The organism is Neisseria sp. HMSC075C10 (genome assembly GCF_001815615.1).
In the GTDB taxonomy this organism is placed as follows: domain Bacteria; phylum Pseudomonadota; class Gammaproteobacteria; order Burkholderiales; family Neisseriaceae; genus Neisseria; species Neisseria subflava_A.
In genome coordinates this window covers 177,712-194,369 of record NZ_KV821269.1, presented here as the reverse complement: position 1 = coordinate 194,369, position 16,658 = coordinate 177,712, and the positions used below count along the sequence as shown (strand labels likewise).

Here is a 16,658-nt window from a genome sequence, read left to right as displayed (position 1 = left end):
TCCAAAGCCATATAAAATACCGTATAATCAAGGCCAAATTAACTTTGCCTGCTCGTCGGGCCGTCTGAAAAATTATGCAACAAACCTATGCCGCCGTACAGCGAGATTTGCTCGAAGCCAACCATCTTTCCCCCGATTTGCTCGCCCAAAGCCTGAGCATTATCGGCGCCAACCATGTCGATTATGCCGACATCTATTGTCAGCGTACTGCCTATGAAAGCTGGCATTTGGAAGAAGGCATCGTCAAATCGGGCAGTTTCCAAATCGATCAGGGCGTGGGCGTGCGTGCCGTTTCGGGCGATAAAACTGCTTTTGCCTACGCCGACAGCCTGTGTATCGATTCGATCAACCGCTCTGCCAAAGCTGTGCGCGTGATTGGTGCGGCCGGTGGCGAGGCCAGCGTCAAAGTGCCGACACCTGCCTACGGCAAGCCTGTCCATATGGCGATTGACCCTATTGCCAGTCTCGATTCCGCTGCCAAAGTCGCGCTGTTGAACAAAGTCGAAACGCTGGCCAAAGCTGCCGATCCGCGTATCGTGCAAGTGATGGCCGGTTTGACCTGCGAATACGACATGGTGTACATCGCCCGTCTGGACGGTAAACACGCTGCGGATATCCGCCCGATGGTGCGCATGAACGTTACCGTCATCGCCAAGCAGGGCGAGCGTCGCGAGCAGGGCAGCGCGGGCGGCGGCGGACGTTATGATTTGGCGTATTTCGATGAAAACTTGGTGCATCGGTTTGTCGATTCCGCCGTCAAACAAGTGCTGACCAATCTCGAATCCCGTCCTGCGCCTGCCGGCGAGATGACCGTCGTTTTGGGCAACGGCTGGCCGGGCGTGTTGTTGCACGAGGCGGTCGGACACGGTTTGGAAGGCGATTTCAACCGTAAAGAAACCAGCGTTTTCTCCGGCCGTATCGGCGAGCGCGTGGCCGCCAAAGGCGTGACCGTTGTGGATCAAGGCGATATTGCCGACAGACGCGGTTCGCTCAATATCGATGATGAAGGCAACGAAACCCGCCGCACGGTATTGATTGAAGACGGGATTTTGGTCGGCTATATGCAGGATGAAACCAATGCCCGCCTGATGGGCACGCAATCGACCGGCAACGGCCGCCGCGAAAGTTACGCTTCTGCGCCTATGCCGCGCATGACCAATACCTTTATGGAAAACGGCGGCTATGAGCCGGAAGAAATCATTGCGTCCATCGACAAGGGCATTTACGCGGTCAACTTCGGCGGCGGACAAGTGGACATTACCAGCGGCAAGTTTGTGTTCAGCGCATCCGAAGCGTGGTGGGTGGAAGGCGGCAAGCTGCAATACCCTGTCAAAGGTGCAACCATCATCGGCAACGGCCCTGAAGTGCTGAAACACGTTTCCATGATAGGCAACGACTCCGCGCTCGATAGCGGCATCGGCGTCTGCGGCAAAGAAGGGCAAAGCGTTCCTGTCGGCGTCGGACAACCGACCCTGAGGATTGATGCCGGACTGACCGTCGGCGGTAGCGAAATTTAAACGGCAGGCCGTCTGAAAGGTTTTCAGACGGCCTTTTACATTAGGGTAAAACCATGCAGGAAGAGAATCGGAAATCAAGTTTTCCCATAGTGATGTTGCTGGTGTCGGTTGCATTGTGGATAGCGTCTTTGTCCAATGTTGCATTTTATTTGGGCAATCATGAAAGCATGAAGGGTGTAACCGTTTTGATTTTGGGGTCGATATTTGCTTCTTTGGATATCAGGTATTGTGCGGCCTATGCGAATTATGTTTGGTTGGTGGCCATTGTGTTGCTGGCGTTGCGGAAGAAGGTCGTGCCTGTCCATGCGGCGCTTTGGGGCTTGGCGCTGGTGGCTTTCAGTGTGAAAGCCGTACACGTCGATGAAGCAGGAAATACGGCGGATATCGTGCGTTACGGTGCAGGATTTTATTTGTGGTATGCCGCATTTGCTGTTGCCACCATCGGCACGTTTACCGGAAAGAATAAGGAAAGAAAAGCCGCAACGCTGGCAGATGGGACGAAAAATGACGCTTGATGAATGGTTGCGCCAATCGGCACTGCCCAAAAATGAAGCGCGGATGTTGTTGCAATATGCGCTGGGTTACACGCGCGCGCAGCTGGTTACACGCGGTACGGACGATTTGGCGGAATCTGCCCTGCAAACCTTGGAGACTTTGGCGCAACGCCGTCTGAAAGGCGAGCCGATGGCCTATCTGTTGGGCGAACGCGAGTTTTACGGACGACGTTTTGCCGTCAATCCCCATGTGCTGATTCCACGCCCTGAAACCGAGCATTTGGTGGAAGCCGTGCTCAAACGCTTGCCGCCGCAAGGCCGCGTGTGGGATTTGGGAACGGGCAGCGGCGCCATTGCCGTAACCGTCGCGCTTGAACGCGTTGATGCCGATGTTCGCGCATCCGACATCAGCGTCGGTGCTTTGGATACCGCCCGTCAAAATGCGGCAGAATTGGGCGCAAAAGTGGAGTTTGCGCAGGGCTCGTGGTTTGATACCGACAGGCCGTCTGAAGGCCGATACGATGTGATTGTTTCCAATCCGCCGTATATCGAGGATGGCGATGAACATTTGTCGCAAGGCGATTTGAGGTTCGAACCGCAAAACGCGCTGACCGACTTTTCAGACGGCCTCAGCCATATCCGCCATATTACCCAAGAAGCCCCCAAATACCTGAAAGCCAACGGTTGGCTGCTGTTTGAACACGGCTATGATCAAGGCGAAGCAGTGCGGAACATTATGCTGGAGAACGGTTTTGCCGAAGTGGCAACCGAACAGGATTTGGCAGGATTGGACAGGGTTACGCTGGGGCGTTTGCCTGCTTAGCGGGCATGGCTTATCGGAATTAAAAGAGGGCGTGTCGATCACGCCCTTTTGGTTTTCCGGTTTAGCTGTTCAGACGGCCTGGTTTAACGCCAAGCAGCGACGAACTCCGCCCAGTGTTGTTTTTCTTCGGCTTGTACGGCCAGATAGTGTTTGATGCGTTTGATTTCGACTTCGTATTCGTCGGCATCGAGCGCGCCGCTCATCATGCGAAAGCGCATATACATCAGGTAGGTATTGGCGGCATCGGTTTCGCAATAGTCGCGGATGTCTTTCAGACGGCCTGCATGATAAGCGTCCCAAACTTTGCTGCCGTCCATGCCCAGTTTGCCGGGAAAGCCGCAGAGTTTGGCCATATCGTCCAAAGGCACGCTGGCGCGCGGTTGGTAGAGGGCGAGCAAATCCATCAGGTCGCAATGGCGGGTGTGGTAGCGGCTGATGTAGTTGTTCCACTTAAAGTCGCGGCTGTCGCCAAAATCGCCGTCGCCCATGTCCCAATATCGGGCGGCGCTGATGCCGTGTATCAGGGCGCGGTAGTGGAGGACGGGCAGGTCGAAACCGCCGCCGTTCCAGCTGACGAGTTGCGGCGTATAGTTTTCGATAACCTCGAAGAATTTGGCAATCATGACTTCTTCGCTGTCTTCGGGATCGCCGATGGTGCTGACGCGGATTTTGTCCTGACCCCAGCGCATACAGCAGGAGATGGCGACGACTTGGTGCAGATGGTGTTGCATAAAGTCGCTGCCGGTCTTGGCGCGGCGTTGCTGTTGGGCAAACAGGACGACTTCGTTGTCGGGCAAATCGGCAGGCAAATCGTAAAGCAGGCGGATGCCGTTTACGTCGGGAATGGTTTCGATGTCGAAGGCGAGTATCGGGGTCATGGCGTGATCGGGTTGGATAAGGAATGATGCCATTGTGGCATGACGGCGCAGATAAAAAAAGAGGCAATCCCCCACAGGATTGCCCCAATACCTCAAATCAGAGATTTACGCTTCACAAACAATACAGGCTTTCACCTGCGGCTTTACAGATGCAGCTCAACTCTGCACCGGTAAACTTTCATTTCGGGCATTGCACCGAAATCCTCTAAAAATACTGCAATTGCTCGCAATATCAGAAAACTGCTTACAAAAACATTTAAAACCAGCCGATGCCGTCTGAATGTCTTGTAATTTGATGTAGTGAAATTTACGCGAAATTTTACAGTTTGCCAAGTATTTTTTTCTGGAAGTTTGGTTTAGGATAAATTGAGGTTATTGTCATATTTTTGCAATTAAATTTCATAATTAATTTAAAATTAGATGTTTATTTTGTGTTTCTTGCTTTAAATTTAATTTAATTTCATATTTCGAATGATTAAAATTTGTTTTATTTTAAAAGTTATTCTATAACATTTTGTTTTTAAATGAAATTAAATTTAACATATAAATGAAAAGGGTATTGGCTGGGGCATTTTTTATTTGAGAAAAAATATAAGGTTGTTTGAAAGTTTCAATTGCCTTGAAAAAAGTTGTTTTTAAAGCATTTAAAGTGGAATTTGATTTGATTGTTTGAAATTGAAGCTGAGCTTGGGTTTGATACAATTAAAATGAAAAAGCGGCAAAAGAAAGGTTTTGCCGCTTCTTCATGCTTAAATTGTAATTTTATGTAGTCAGTAAAAGCTGCTTTCGCCTTCGGGACGGGTTTTGAAGCGTTTGTGCAGCCAGAAATATTGTTCGGGATGCTCGCGTACCCGCTCTTCGATGAAGTCGTTCATGCGCTGGGTGTCGGCTTCGACATTTTCGGTCGGGAAATTGTCCCAAGCCGGATAGAAGCGCAGGGTTACGGTATTGTCGGCTTCACGCGTGGGGATGGCGGGAATGATTTTGGCTTTGGTCATGCCGGCGATACGGCTGAGGCCGGTAACCGTGGCCGTCTGAATGCCGAAGAAATTAACGAAAATGGAATCGTTGCGGCCGAAGTCTTGGTCGGGCAGATAAAGAAAGGGAGCATCGCTTTTGCGCAGGTGTTTGATGATGGCGCGCAGGCCTTCTGTGCGGCCGATCAGGAAAACATTGTTGTAGCGGTGGCGGCCTTTCAGGATTTGCTCGTCCAGGGTTTTGTTTTTTTGGTGCGAATACATACTGGTCAGCGGCACATCCTGATTGAGCGTGTAAACCGCCATTTCAAATGCGGTAAAGTGCGGATAGAGGATGATGACTTTTTCGCCGGTGGCGAGGGCTTCGTCAAGATGGTGTTTGTCTTGATAGCGTACCAACGAGCGCAGCTTGTCCGCAGGTGCGTACCAGTAGAGGCCGTATTCGAGCATCAGCTTTGCCATGTGTTGGAAGTGGCGTTTGAGCAGGGCAGTGCGCTGGCTGTCGTTCAGCTCGGGAAAGCATTTTTTAAGGTTGACCTCGCCGACTTTGCGGCGCGGTTTGACTGCGTAATAGGCGAGAATACCGATCGCGTCGGCAATCTTGTGCAACACGCAAAAAGGCAGCAGGCGGATGAGGTAGAGAAAAAGGAAGGCGGCTTTCATGAAGGCTCGCTGTATGTGGGCAAAGGGCTATTATAACCGAAAGGCCGTCTGAAAACGGGCTGGAACACTATTTCAGACGGCCTGAATGTCGGCTTACCATTGGAAGCGGCCGCGTTTGACCTGCAGTCCGTCGGGGTTGAGTTGCGAAGCCAATCCGTGATTGCGCAGGGCGTGGGTGAGGGCGACGGCGAGTCCGTCGGCGGCATCAGCTTGCGGCGTGCCTGAAAGTGCAAGCATTTGGACCACCATATGCTGCACTTGCTCTTTGGAGGCCTTGCCCTTGCCGACCACAGCCTGCTTGACCTGAAGAGCGGTGTATTCAAACACGGGCAAATCGTGCATGACCAAAGCGGCAATCGCTGCACCGCGCGCCTGACCGAGCATTAACGTTGCGGCCGGATTGACGTTGACGAATACTTGCTCGATGGCTGCCTGATGAGGCTGATAGTGGCGGATGATTTCGTCGATATGGTGGACAATCACGGCGATGCGTTCGGAAAGCGACGCGCCGGTCGGCGTTTTGATACAGCCGGAAGCAACATAATAATGCTCGCGGCCGTGGACATCAATCACGCCGAAGCCGGTCACGCGGCTGCCAGGGTCGATGCCAAGAATGCGTGTGGGTTGGAACTGGGACATAGTGCGTGTTTAAAGTAATCGGTGTTTCAGGGCAGGCAGGCGCGTGCGCACGCTTTGCAGGCGCGCAGTATCCAAATCGGCACAAATCACGCCTTCGCCTTCCGGCAACGTCGCCAATACATCGCCCCAAGGGTCAATAATCATACTGTGGCCGAATGTGCGGCGGCCGCTTTCATGCAGTCCGCCTTGTGCCGACGCAATGACGTAGCATTGGTTTTCCACCGCACGGGCGCGCAGCAGCAATTCCCAATGCGCCTTGCCGGTCGTGTAGGTAAACGCGGCCGGCAACAGCAAAACATCAAACGGCTGCTGCGCGCGGAAAAACTCAGGAAAGCGCAAATCGTAGCAGACGCCGACTGCAAGCGGAACATCGTCCACGCTTAACTTCGGCACATCGCTTCCTGCCAGTATCGTATCGGCTTCGGCGTAGCGTTCGCCCAAACCGGAAAAGCCGAAAAGATGCATTTTGTGGTAAAGCCCGACTCGGTTGCCGTCGCGGTCATACACCAGCATTGTGTTCATCACCTTGCCAGCGTCTGGGCTTTGAAGCGGAACCGTACCGCCAAGCAACACCACACCGCATTCCCTTGCCGTTTCGCTTAAGGCCGTCTGAAAACGGGTGTGGCAGGTTTCGCCAACGCGTCCATCGTCCAAAGGCTCGGCAAATGCCAGCTTGTCCGTATCGCTTTTGCCCATCAGCGGCCAATATTCGGGCAGCAACACCCAATCCGCCCCTTGTTCGGCCGCCTCGCGGACAAGTCGCTTCATGGTGGCAATATTGGTTTCTGGGTCGGTGGACGACACCATTTGCACAGCGGCGGCGCGTAAAGAGCGCATCATCAAAACTCCTGTCAGATTTTGCAAGAATTGTAACTTGTTTACGCACAAGGCCGATACAATCGTCACACAATTCCTCTCCAAAAAAGGATAAACCATGAACTTGAAACTTCTCCTCACTGCCGCACTTTCCACCGCCGCACTTGCCGCACACGCCGACGTACAGCTTTACGGCAACATCAAAAGCGGCATCGAAACCTCGCAAACCCGTTTCGGCGGCCAAACATATAGCCGAACCGCCGTTGCCGATCAAGGCAGCCACATCGGCTTGCGCGGTTCGCATCCGATTGGTGGCGGAACGAATTTTATTTGGGAAGTCGAACAAGATACTCCGGTCGGCAAAAGCGGCTCCATCCGCCAAGACTGGCGCGAACGCCGCGAGAATTTTGGCCGTTAAAGGAAAGATTGGATAGTAAAGGCCGTCTGAAAGATTTTCAGACGGCCTGTTTTTTATAGTGAGGTCGATTGATTTAAAGAATACACTTAAAAGGCGGTAATCAATAATATCTTAATATTTTCAAAATTTAACAATTTTATATAACTTATTGATTATTTATGAAATTAATAAAATATTGGGTAGCTGATTAAAAAATCAGCATTGGCATTGCTTGCAAATTAAAAAATTATCAAGTAAGGTTAAATGCAAGCGGTTTTATCCGTGAGTTAAATATTAATCAATAAGATAGGATGGTATAACCATGAATGAAGATATTATCAAAGGAAAATGGGAGCAACTCAAAGGTAAAGCCAAAGAAAAATGGGGCGAGTTGACAAACGATGATTTAGAAATCATCGAAGGCAAGCGCGATCAGTTGGCTGGTAAAATCCAAGAGCGTTACGGTCGCACTAAAGATGAAGCTGAAAAAGAAATTGATGATTGGTTGAACAGCTAAGACCGTTGAATTTCCCAATAAACGGTCGTGTCTCACTCGACTGTTTTTATATAAACCGAAAGGAAAAAATCATGCTTCATTATTCGATCGTTTTCTTTATAATCGCTATTATTGCGGCTGTATTAGGTTTCGGTGGTATTGCAGGTAGTGCGGCAGGCATAGCCAAAATTTTATTTGCCGGTTTTTTGATCTTGTCGGTAATATCATTGATTTTTGGCAGGAAGAAATAATACCTGTAGACCAATAAGGTTGTATCAAGCCACCATTCCGTCAAATAGGCCGTCTGAAAAATCAGGATAACTGGTTTTCAGACGGCCTTTGTTCTTATAATAGCGGTTTATTTTTTTACACACTCAGCAACGGAGTTTCCATGCAGTTTTCAGCATTCGGCGAAAAATTCACACAACACAGCGGTATTTTGCAGTTGATGGACGATTTGGGCGATGCGCTCAAAAGTGACAAGCCCGTCAATATGCTTGGCGGCGGCAATCCGGCGAAGATTGCTGAAGTCAATGCGGTGTTCGCCGATGTGTTTTCTAAATTGGCGGCGGAACACGCTGTTGAGAATATCGGCAATTATTCCAATCCGCAGGGTGATGCGGCGCTGATTGCGGCTTTGACTGAGTTTCTCAACCGCGAATACGGCTGGAACCTGACGGCGGACAATATCGCGCTGACCAATGGTTCGCAAAATGCGTTTTTCTATTTGTTTAACTTGTTCGGCGGCAAATTCAATCTTTCAGACGGCCAAACGGCTGAGAAAGCCATTTTGCTGCCGCTGGCGCCTGAATATATCGGTTATGCGGACGTGCATGTTGAGGGGCAGCATTTTATTTCGGTAAAACCGAAAATCGAAAATGTCGAACACGAAGGCGAAGCGGGCTTTTTCAAATACCGCGTGGACTTTGACGCGCTGGAGAGCCTGACTGAATTGAAAGAGGGCAAAATCGGTGCGATTTGCTGTTCGCGCCCGACCAACCCGACCGGTAATGTGTTGACCGACGGTGAGATGGCGCGTTTGGACGCGTTGGCGCAGGAACACGGGATTCCGCTGATTATCGACAACGCTTACGGAATGCCGTTCCCGAATATTATTTATAGTGATGTGACGCTCAACTGGCACGAAAACATCATCCTCTGCTTCAGCCTTTCTAAAATCGGCCTGCCCGGCGTGCGTACCGGCATTATTGTCGCTGCGCCGGAAGTGGTCAAAGCCGTCAGCAGTTTGAATGCGATTGTGAACCTGTCGCCAACCCGTTTTGGCGCGGCGATTGCGGCTCCGCTGTTAAACGACGGCCGTCTGAAACAGCTGGCCGACCAAGTGATTCAGCCGTTTTACCGTCAGCAGGCGCAAACGGCGGTTTCCCTGCTCAAACGCGAATTGGGCGCGTATCCGTTGAAAATCCACAAGCCTGAAGGTGCGATTTTCTTATGGCTTTGGTTTGAAAACCTGCCTGTTTCGTCGCAAACCTTGTACGAAATGCTCAAGGCCGAAGGCACGCTGATTATTCCGGGCGAGCATTTCTTTGTCGGTATTGATAGGCAAGACTATCCGCACGCGCACGAGTGCATACGCATGAGCATTGCGCAGGACGCGGAAACGCTGGAAAAAGGCATTGCCGCAATCGGTCGCGTGGTGCGCGGTTTGTATGATAAAAAATAAACGCTTTGAATAGACAAAGGCCGTCTGAAACCTAAACAATCGGGTTTCAGACGGCCTTTTTGTCGGACTTAGATATGGTGGATAACCAGTTTTTTGCCTTCGTAATCGAGGACGTTGACGTCCATATCGAATAAGGTTTTGATGTTTTCGGCGGTGAAAATATCGTTGGGCTTGCCCTGCATGGCGACTTGGCCGTTTTTCATGGCGACGACGTAATCGGCGTAGGCTGCTGCCTGGTTGATGTCGTGCAGGACGACGACGGTGGTGCGTTTGTGTTCGTCGGTCAGCCGGCGCAGGATTTGCATGAGGGAGCGGGCATGATACATGTCGAGGTTGTTCAGCGGTTCGTCCAGCAAAACGTAGTCGGTGCGCTGACAGAACACCATGGCAATCATGGCACGCTGGCGTTGGCCGCCGGAAAGCTCGGTCAGGTAACGGTCGGCAAAGTCTTGCAGGTGGAACTCGGCAAGCGCTTCTTCGACGATGGTTTTGTCGTTTTCAGACGGCCTGCCTTGGTGGTAGGGATAGCGGCCGAACATGAGCAGGTCGCGCACGGTAATGCGGCTCATGATGCTGTTTTCTTGGGTAAGGATGGAGAGCGTGCGGGCGAGTTCGGCGGTGGGGGTGGTTTTGATGTCTTTGCCTGCGTAGCTGATGTCACCGTGTACCAAGGGCTGCAGGCGCGCCATAAAGGAGAGGAGGGTGGACTTGCCTGCGCCGTTCGGGCCGATCAGCGCGGTAATGCCGCCTTCGGGAATGTCGAGGCTGACGTCGTTGAGGATGGGGTTGCTGCCGATGGTGTGGCTGACGTTGCGGATGGTAATCATAGGCGGGTCCGAAAATGGGAAATTGGGGTTTCAGACGGCCTTGAGTTTTAAGGCCGTCTGAAACTTATTGATTATGACGTTTTAGATTTCTTTGACGGTAACAAATTCGGGATTGTCGGCTTGGTCGATCAGGAAGGCGCGGACGCGTTCTTGCCAAAGCTCGCCGAATTGTTTGAGTTCGTCGGCACTTGCGCTGCCGCTGACGGCTTTGGGCATGATGTCGCGCATTTGCGGCGCAAAGGGTTGGAGCGCGGCATTGAGGCTGACGGCAACGGTTTTGCCGGTATCGCGGCGGCGGAGCGCGAGTGTGCCGTTGATTTCGCCTGCACCAAAGGACAAGAGGTGGCGGCGGGCAAAGCGCCCGGCTGGGCCTACGCCGCCAAAGCCGGTTTCAGGTGCCGCACCGGTAAGGAGTTGGACGACGGAAGCGGTCACGCCGGTCGTGCCTTCGTCACGCTCGCCCTGCATAAAGGCTTCGATGTCGCCGCGTTGCGGCAGCTCTGCGCCGTAAAGGGCTTTCAGGCCTTTGACCACCATCAGGTAGGCACCGGCGACAGTCGGGCAGGAGTGGCCGCACAGGCGCACGGCATCGGCGTAGCGGTAGGTGAGGATGCCGTTTTCGGCTGCGCCGAGGAAGTCGGCCAACGCGTCTTGGACGGTAATGGTCGGGGCGTCATCGAAGAATGAAGGGAGGCGTTCTTGTGTCATGAGGGTTGTCCTTTATAGGTTTGCTTAGGCCGTCTGAAGGTTTCAGACGGCCTGAAGTTTCTTAATGAGCGCTTATCTATATTTATTTCTTTTTCAACACCAAATATAAAAATACCAATCCGCCTGCAAACTCGACGACCACGCTCAATACGGCCTGCATGCCGAGGAAGTGTTCGAAGATGGTTTGCCCTCCGACCAATAGGATGCCGCCGACACAAAAAGTCATGGGCAGGCGGACGGAATGTTTGACCGACGGAGAAAAATGGTTGGCCAGCGCGGCAACCAGCAGGCCGAAAAAGCTTACCGGGCCGACAACGGCGGTCGCAGTCGCAACCAGCGCGGCGATCCACAACAGCAGCCATAAGGTATTGCGCGTGTAGTTGATGCCCAAATTGATGGCTTGATTGCGGCCGAGCAGGTAAACATCGAGGCGGTGGCGTTCGCGCCAGATCACGGCGGCGCTGATGAGCAACACGATTGCGCCGATACCCAACAATTCCGAGTGGACGGTATTGAAGGTGGCAAACATATTCGCCTGCGCGGCGGTAAATTCTTCGGGGTCAATCATGCGCGAAAGCAGCGACGACAGGCTGCGGAACAAAATCCCGAAAATCACGCCGATTAAAATCATGCGCGACAAATCGCGTCCGCCCTGTTTGATGAGTGTGTAGAACAGCAGCAGCGAGCCGCCCATCATGACGACCAGTTCAAAGCCGAATTTTCCCGTCAACGGCAGGGAAGCATAGCCCACGCCGCCGAGCGTAAACACCAGCAAGGTCTGCAAAAACACATACAGCGAATCGAAACCCAAAATCGAAGGGGTCAGAATCGGATTGTTGGTCAGCGTTTGGAAGAGTTGTGTGGATACACCGACCGCATAGGCGACCATCAGCAGCGCGGCAAGTTTGGTCAGACGCAGATGCAGGACAAAGTCCCAATCGCCTTTGACGTTGAGTGTCATAAACAGGACGCAGGAAACCAGCAACAGCGCAAAGGCGACCCACAACGGACGGCTGCTTCCTGCAATAAAACCGATATTTTTTTCAGACGGCATGAGCAGGTTTCCTTAATAAAAGCCACAAAAACAAAGCCGTCCCCATTACGCCAAAAACCGTAGAGACCGGAATTTCAAACGGAAACACAATCACGCGTCCGACAATATCGCACAGCAACACCAAAGACGCGCCCAGCAAGGCCACCGCAGGCAGGCTTTGACGCAGTTTGTCGCCCATCAGGCGGCTGATGATGTTCGGCACGACCAAGCCGATAAACGGAATATTGCCGACCGTCACGACCACCAAAGACGTAATCAGTGCCACAATAATCAGCCCCGACCACAGAATCGCCGTCCGGTTCAGCCCCAAATTCACGCTTACCGTTTCGCCCAAACCCAAAATCGTCAGCTGGTCGGCAATCAAATAGGCAAACAAAGCCAAAATCCCCGTTGCCCACAACAGCTCATACCGCCCGAGCAACACGCCGGAAAAATCGCCCTGTTGCCACACGCCGAGCATTTGCAACATTTCGTTTTCATACGCGATAAAGGTGGCCACCGCTTCAATTACACCGCCGAAAATAATCCCGACCAGAGGCACCATCAATTGCGCGGTCGGCGGCAGGCGGCGGATCAGCAGCATAAAGACCAACATCCCGATCAGTGCAGCAATGGCGGCAACCGACATTTTTGCCAGCAGTGGTGCGGCCGGTAGTAGCAGGGTCATCAACAGCAAACCCAAAGCCGCGCTTTGACTTGCGCCCACCATCGACGGTTCGACAAAACGGTTGCGCATCAAAATCTGCATAATCATACCGGCCACCGCCATCGACGCACCCGTCAGCACAATCGCAAACGTGCGCGGCAGGCGGCTGATGAACATGACCTGCTGGCTGTCAGATAGCGAAAACAGGGCGGACCATTTGAAGTCGGCCACGCCGACCGACAGGCTGACGGCAAACAATATCAGCAGCGCCACGCCGTTGACCGCATTTAAAAATGAAGGTTTGTGAAACATAAAATGGTTCGGAAAAAATAAGGCCGTCTGAAAGAAGGGTTAAGGTATTTTGCGAAAAAGGCAGGTTCGCCCATCATAAAAACAGATGCAAACAGGCAAACATTGTCCATTTGCACCATGTATTTTCAGACGGCCCAAATCCAACGACTTCAGATCAAGCAGCTTGACCCTGTGAATTATCAAACCCTTCAGGCCGTCTGAAAGAAGCAGGCGGCTATGCCTGTGAAGAATTACTTGGCCGCATTAAACGCATCGCTTACCTGTTTGGAAGCGTTCAGCAATTCTTGTGCGCCGCCGGCCGCCAGATAGGTTTCCGGCACGAGGTACACGACTTGGCCTTTTTTCCATGCAGTTGTTTCGGCAACCAAAGGATTGTCCAAAACATCTTTCGCTGCCTGACCTTCTTCACCGATGGCCGCGCCGCGGTCCAAAACAAACAGCCAATCAGGGTTTTTCTCTTTCAGGTATTCAAAGCTGATAGGCTGGCCGTGGCTGCCTTCTTTAATCGATTCATCGACAGCGGGAACGCCGATGTCTTTATGCAACCAACCGCCCAAACGGGAAGAAGGGCCGAAAGCCGACATCTTGCCGCCGTTGACCAAAATCACCAAACCCTTGCCTTTGCCTTGAGCCGCAGTTTTCGCCGCTTCAAACGAAGCATCGATTTCCGCTTTCAGCTTGTCCGCTTCGGCCTGTTTGCCGAAGATTTGCCCCAGTGCGTTGATGCGCTCTTTTGAGCTTTCTTTCAGATTGGCGGTTTCCGCAGTCATCTCGATGGTCGGCGCAATCTCGTTCAACTTGTCAAACGCCTTGGCTGCACGGCTGCCGATGATGATGAGCTGCGGTTTGTAAGCGTTTAAGGCTTCGTAGTCAGGCTCAAACAGCGTGCCGGCAGGTTTCGTGGTTTTGAAATATTCGTCTAAATAAGGCAGCCGGTTTTTATCGACGGACAAACCGGTTTTCACGCCCAGTTTGTTTAAAGTGTCGAGCATGCCCAAATCGTAAACGGCGATACGCTCCGGATTTTGCGGCACTTTCGCATCGCCGCGCGTGGTTTTCACCGTCAGGCTTACGCCTTCGGTTTGGGCGGCAGAAGCGGAAGCAGTTTGTGTCTGATTGGAAGCAGAATCTTTTGGTGAACACGCACCCAAAGCGAGGGCGCAGCATACGGCTAAAGCGGTCAAACGTAACATAGGGTTTCTCCGTAGTCGGAAATAAAGTAAATCGAAATGATAACTTGTATCGGATTATAAAGCTAGATGCCGTCTGAAAACTTTTGTTTTCAGACGGCTTTTTCAAGCTGATTGCTTAGAAGCGGTAGTTTACGCTCAAGCGGACATCGCGGCCGATACCCGGCAAGGTTTCACCGCGTTGGCTGTGCGGATAGTAGAACTTGTTAAACACGTTGTTGACGGCAAAGTTGACATTGAGCGTGTCTTTGCCCAGAGGTTTCCAGTTGGCGAATACATCGTTCACGCCGTAGCCTTTGCGTTTGACTTCACCCTTGTCGCGTACCAACACAGAGCCGGAGGCTTTTTGCAGGTAGCGTCCGCGCCAGCCGATTTCCAAATTCGGATTTTGGAAGCGGTAGGAGAGGGAAGTCGTCCAAGTACGGCCGGTCTGTACGGCAAACTCAGGGTTGGCACTTAACAGGTTTTCAGGATGGGTGTCGTAGATGCGCGGTTTGCTGTGGCTGACGCCGACTTTCGCCATCAGGCCGCCTGTACGGTAGGACGCACCCAGTTCGTAGCCTTGGTTTTTGATGTAGCCTGCATTGACGATTTCGCGTACGCCTGCAATCGGGTTGCCAGCAGCATCATGGCGTTGCTGCGGACCTGCGACGGCATCTTTAATTTTTTGCCAGAAGTAGCTACCGTTGGCGGCAAAGCTGCCGTTGTTGTAGTTGAAGCCGATTTCAGTATTGCGGGCGCGTTCGGCTTTAGTGCCGTCTGCAATCGATGTGATGGCATTTTTGCGTCCATGTTGACGCAGTGCATCGTAAAGACGCGGGCTGCGGGATGCGTAGTTGTGGCTGGCACTGAAACTCCAGTATTCATGTGGCTGCCAAATCACGCCGAAGCTCGGGTTGACTGTGCCGTCGGAAACGGATTTGCCGTCATGGGTTTTGATATCGAAATGGTCGTAGCGCAAGCCGCCTGTAAGGGTAAAGTCGCCGATGTCGTGGATGGCTTCAGCGTAAATACCGGCATCGCTTTTCTTCGGATTGCTCAAGGCTGAGCTGAAGAATACCGGCGGTTTGATTTCTTGATGACGGTAGTTGACGCCGTATTTAATCAATGTGTTTTCGCCAATGCGGCTGTCCAGATTGAAATTCGCGCCTTTGGTTTCGATAACGGTCGTACTCGGGCCGGGCAGGTTGCCTGCATAACCGTTTTTACTGTCATCGGCCGAATAGCGTTCATTTTTCATGAGGTAGGCGTTGGCGTCCAGTTTTTCGACAAAGCCCAAGTTGTTCGCTGTCCATGCCAAGTTGGTGTTGGAGAGGCTGGTTTCACGGTAGGTCGGGGCTTGGCGTTCCAAGGTCAGACGCGGGTTGTTAGTGGCGGTAAACTCTTCACGGACGGTACGGATGCCTCGGTGTTGATCATTCATGTGGCTTAACACTAAGCGGTGGTCGCCGAAGTTTGCGCCGATTTTGGCAAGATAGCTACGCTTGTCCAGCGCGCTGAATGGTACGGTTTTGCCGCCGTTGCTGTGTGTATAGCCTTTGCCGGGTTCATAATCTTTTTCATCGTTGCGGCTGTAAGAGAACAAGCCATCAAAGTTGCCCGCTTTGCCGAATACGCTTGCACCGTAGCTTACGCCGTCATTGCTGGCATAGCCGCTGTTGAGGCGCACACCCCAGTTTTTGTCCAAACCTTTGAGCAAGTCTTGGGCATCGACTGTTTTGGTAATAATCGCACCGTTGGTTGCGCCGATACCGGCAGATGCCGAACCTGCGCCTTTTTGTACAGAGACGATTTTAACCAGTGCAGGGTCGATGATGAAACGGCCTTGGTGATACAGTATTTGGCTGTCGGAATAGGCGTTGTCCACCTTGATGTCGACAGAGTTCTGACCCATGCCGCGCAAGGTCATGTGTTGGGATGTGCCGTTACCGCCGCCGAAATCGATGGCAGGTTCTTCTTTTAATAATTCACGCAAATCGGTTGCCGTGCTTTCGTCTTTTTGACGAAGAGTGACGATATTGGTTTTGATTTTGCTACCTTGGCGGTCACCTTTAACGGTAACGGTATCAAGCACAACATTGTCTTTGGCTTCATTTTCTGCGTGTGCAAAACCGGCTGCCAGTGTCAGTGACAGCAGGCTCAGTCGAAACAGGGGCGTATTCATTGAGAAATGTCCTTAATAAAATGACAGTAATAAAAAATAAAAGCAAATAAAGAGAAATTATCTTTAAAATATGCAATTAAGAATAATCATCATTTATAATAATGCATTAAAAAGAAATAGTTGTAAAGAGTTGTGTTGAATTTGTAAAGGAAGTAGGTTGTTTTTAAATGAATTTTGCAGTTTGTATGTCAGGCCGTCTGAAAAATAAGTGATCGGGCATTTTTGCGTATGAAAATATTTGGAAAGACTGCATAGAATTTTTTACTTTTTCCCTTGAATTTGTCGCAAACAACCCAAATCTAATCGCCATTACGGCAGGCTTTCTACTAAGCGTGTCGCTATTTCCAAGCAAACCGTGTCTGTCATGTCCGAC

Annotated in this window: 17 protein-coding genes; 7 read left to right on the top strand and 10 right to left on the bottom strand. The window is 51.7% G+C overall.

The annotated features are described in order from the left end of the window. Positions 1-74 precede the first annotated feature (74 nt). From tldD to prmC, 3 genes are read left to right on the top strand one after another with little or no spacing between them, the layout of a single operon-like run. Positions 75-1,517, top strand: coding sequence for a metalloprotease TldD (gene tldD, locus HMPREF3047_RS09825; protein ID WP_070713819.1), 1,443 nt, complete (start codon positions 75-77; stop codon positions 1,515-1,517). A gap of 53 nt (positions 1,518-1,570) precedes the next feature. Beyond that, positions 1,571-2,032, top strand: coding sequence for a hypothetical protein (locus tag HMPREF3047_RS09820; RefSeq protein WP_070713816.1), 462 nt, complete (start codon positions 1,571-1,573; stop codon positions 2,030-2,032). Further along, entirely contained in the window at positions 2,022-2,834 is an 813-nt protein-coding gene (gene prmC / locus HMPREF3047_RS09815) for a peptide chain release factor N(5)-glutamine methyltransferase (RefSeq protein ID WP_070713813.1), read from the top strand. Before HMPREF3047_RS09820 ends, prmC begins: the two co-directional genes overlap by 11 nt. A gap of 83 nt (positions 2,835-2,917) precedes the next feature. On the opposite strand, the gene HMPREF3047_RS09810 is transcribed toward prmC, so the two are convergent. From HMPREF3047_RS09810 to HMPREF3047_RS09795, 4 genes are all read right to left on the bottom strand, one after another. Further along, positions 2,918-3,712, bottom strand: coding sequence for a 3'-5' exonuclease (locus HMPREF3047_RS09810; protein WP_070713811.1), 795 nt, complete (start codon positions 3,710-3,712; stop codon positions 2,918-2,920). Between the two features lie 770 nt (positions 3,713-4,482). Beyond that, positions 4,483-5,367 (bottom strand): lipid A biosynthesis lauroyl acyltransferase, encoded by an 885-nt coding sequence (locus HMPREF3047_RS09805; protein WP_283122361.1) that lies wholly within the window; start codon positions 5,365-5,367, stop codon positions 4,483-4,485. A gap of 78 nt (positions 5,368-5,445) precedes the next feature. Next, a complete protein-coding gene (ruvC, locus tag HMPREF3047_RS09800) occupies positions 5,446-5,991 on the bottom strand; it encodes a crossover junction endodeoxyribonuclease RuvC (protein ID WP_070713805.1) in 546 nt (181 codons plus the stop codon). A 9-nt stretch (positions 5,992-6,000) separates the two neighbouring features. Beyond that, positions 6,001-6,831 carry a carbon-nitrogen hydrolase family protein gene (locus HMPREF3047_RS09795; RefSeq protein ID WP_070713802.1) on the bottom strand — a complete coding sequence of 277 codons (831 nt, stop codon included), beginning with the start codon at positions 6,829-6,831 and terminating at the stop codon, positions 6,001-6,003. Between the two features lie 94 nt (positions 6,832-6,925). Between HMPREF3047_RS09795 and HMPREF3047_RS09790 the strand changes: the two genes are divergently transcribed. The 4 genes from HMPREF3047_RS09790 to HMPREF3047_RS09775 all read left to right on the top strand — a co-directional run bounded on the left by HMPREF3047_RS09790 (position 6,926) and on the right by HMPREF3047_RS09775 (position 9,384). Then, positions 6,926-7,225, top strand: coding sequence for a porin (locus HMPREF3047_RS09790; RefSeq protein ID WP_070460562.1), 300 nt, complete (start codon positions 6,926-6,928; stop codon positions 7,223-7,225). A gap of 301 nt (positions 7,226-7,526) precedes the next feature. Next, positions 7,527-7,721, top strand: coding sequence for a CsbD family protein (locus HMPREF3047_RS09785; protein ID WP_070460560.1), 195 nt, complete (start codon positions 7,527-7,529; stop codon positions 7,719-7,721). Positions 7,722-7,792: 71 nt separating this feature from the next. Continuing rightward, a complete protein-coding gene (locus HMPREF3047_RS09780; protein ID WP_039862543.1) occupies positions 7,793-7,951 on the top strand; it encodes a DUF1328 domain-containing protein in 159 nt (52 codons plus the stop codon). Between the two features lie 140 nt (positions 7,952-8,091). Then, entirely contained in the window at positions 8,092-9,384 is a 1,293-nt protein-coding gene (locus HMPREF3047_RS09775) for a valine--pyruvate transaminase (protein ID WP_070713799.1), read from the top strand. 68 nt (positions 9,385-9,452) lie between these two features. Here the strand turns inward: HMPREF3047_RS09775 and HMPREF3047_RS09770 are convergent, their stop codons facing one another. The 6 genes from HMPREF3047_RS09770 to HMPREF3047_RS09745 form a co-directional block, all read right to left on the bottom strand. Next, a complete protein-coding gene (locus tag HMPREF3047_RS09770; RefSeq protein ID WP_003684210.1) occupies positions 9,453-10,211 on the bottom strand; it encodes an iron ABC transporter ATP-binding protein in 759 nt (252 codons plus the stop codon). An 81-nt stretch (positions 10,212-10,292) separates the two neighbouring features. Next, entirely contained in the window at positions 10,293-10,919 is a 627-nt protein-coding gene (locus HMPREF3047_RS09765) for an FmdE family protein (protein ID WP_070713798.1), read from the bottom strand. 82 nt (positions 10,920-11,001) lie between these two features. After that, entirely contained in the window at positions 11,002-11,973 is a 972-nt protein-coding gene (locus HMPREF3047_RS09760; protein WP_070713796.1) for an iron chelate uptake ABC transporter family permease subunit, read from the bottom strand. Then, positions 11,963-12,931: an ABC transporter permease gene (locus HMPREF3047_RS09755; protein WP_070713794.1), complete on the bottom strand. Its 969-nt coding sequence runs from the start codon at positions 12,929-12,931 to the stop codon at positions 11,963-11,965. The genes HMPREF3047_RS09760 and HMPREF3047_RS09755 overlap by 11 nt, the downstream gene beginning before the upstream one ends. A gap of 230 nt (positions 12,932-13,161) precedes the next feature. Next, positions 13,162-14,124: a siderophore ABC transporter substrate-binding protein gene (locus HMPREF3047_RS09750; RefSeq protein ID WP_070713791.1), complete on the bottom strand. Its 963-nt coding sequence runs from the start codon at positions 14,122-14,124 to the stop codon at positions 13,162-13,164. A gap of 115 nt (positions 14,125-14,239) precedes the next feature. Further along, positions 14,240-16,285: a TonB-dependent siderophore receptor gene (locus HMPREF3047_RS09745; RefSeq protein WP_070713789.1), complete on the bottom strand. Its 2,046-nt coding sequence runs from the start codon at positions 16,283-16,285 to the stop codon at positions 14,240-14,242. Positions 16,286-16,658: the final 373 nt, after the last annotated feature.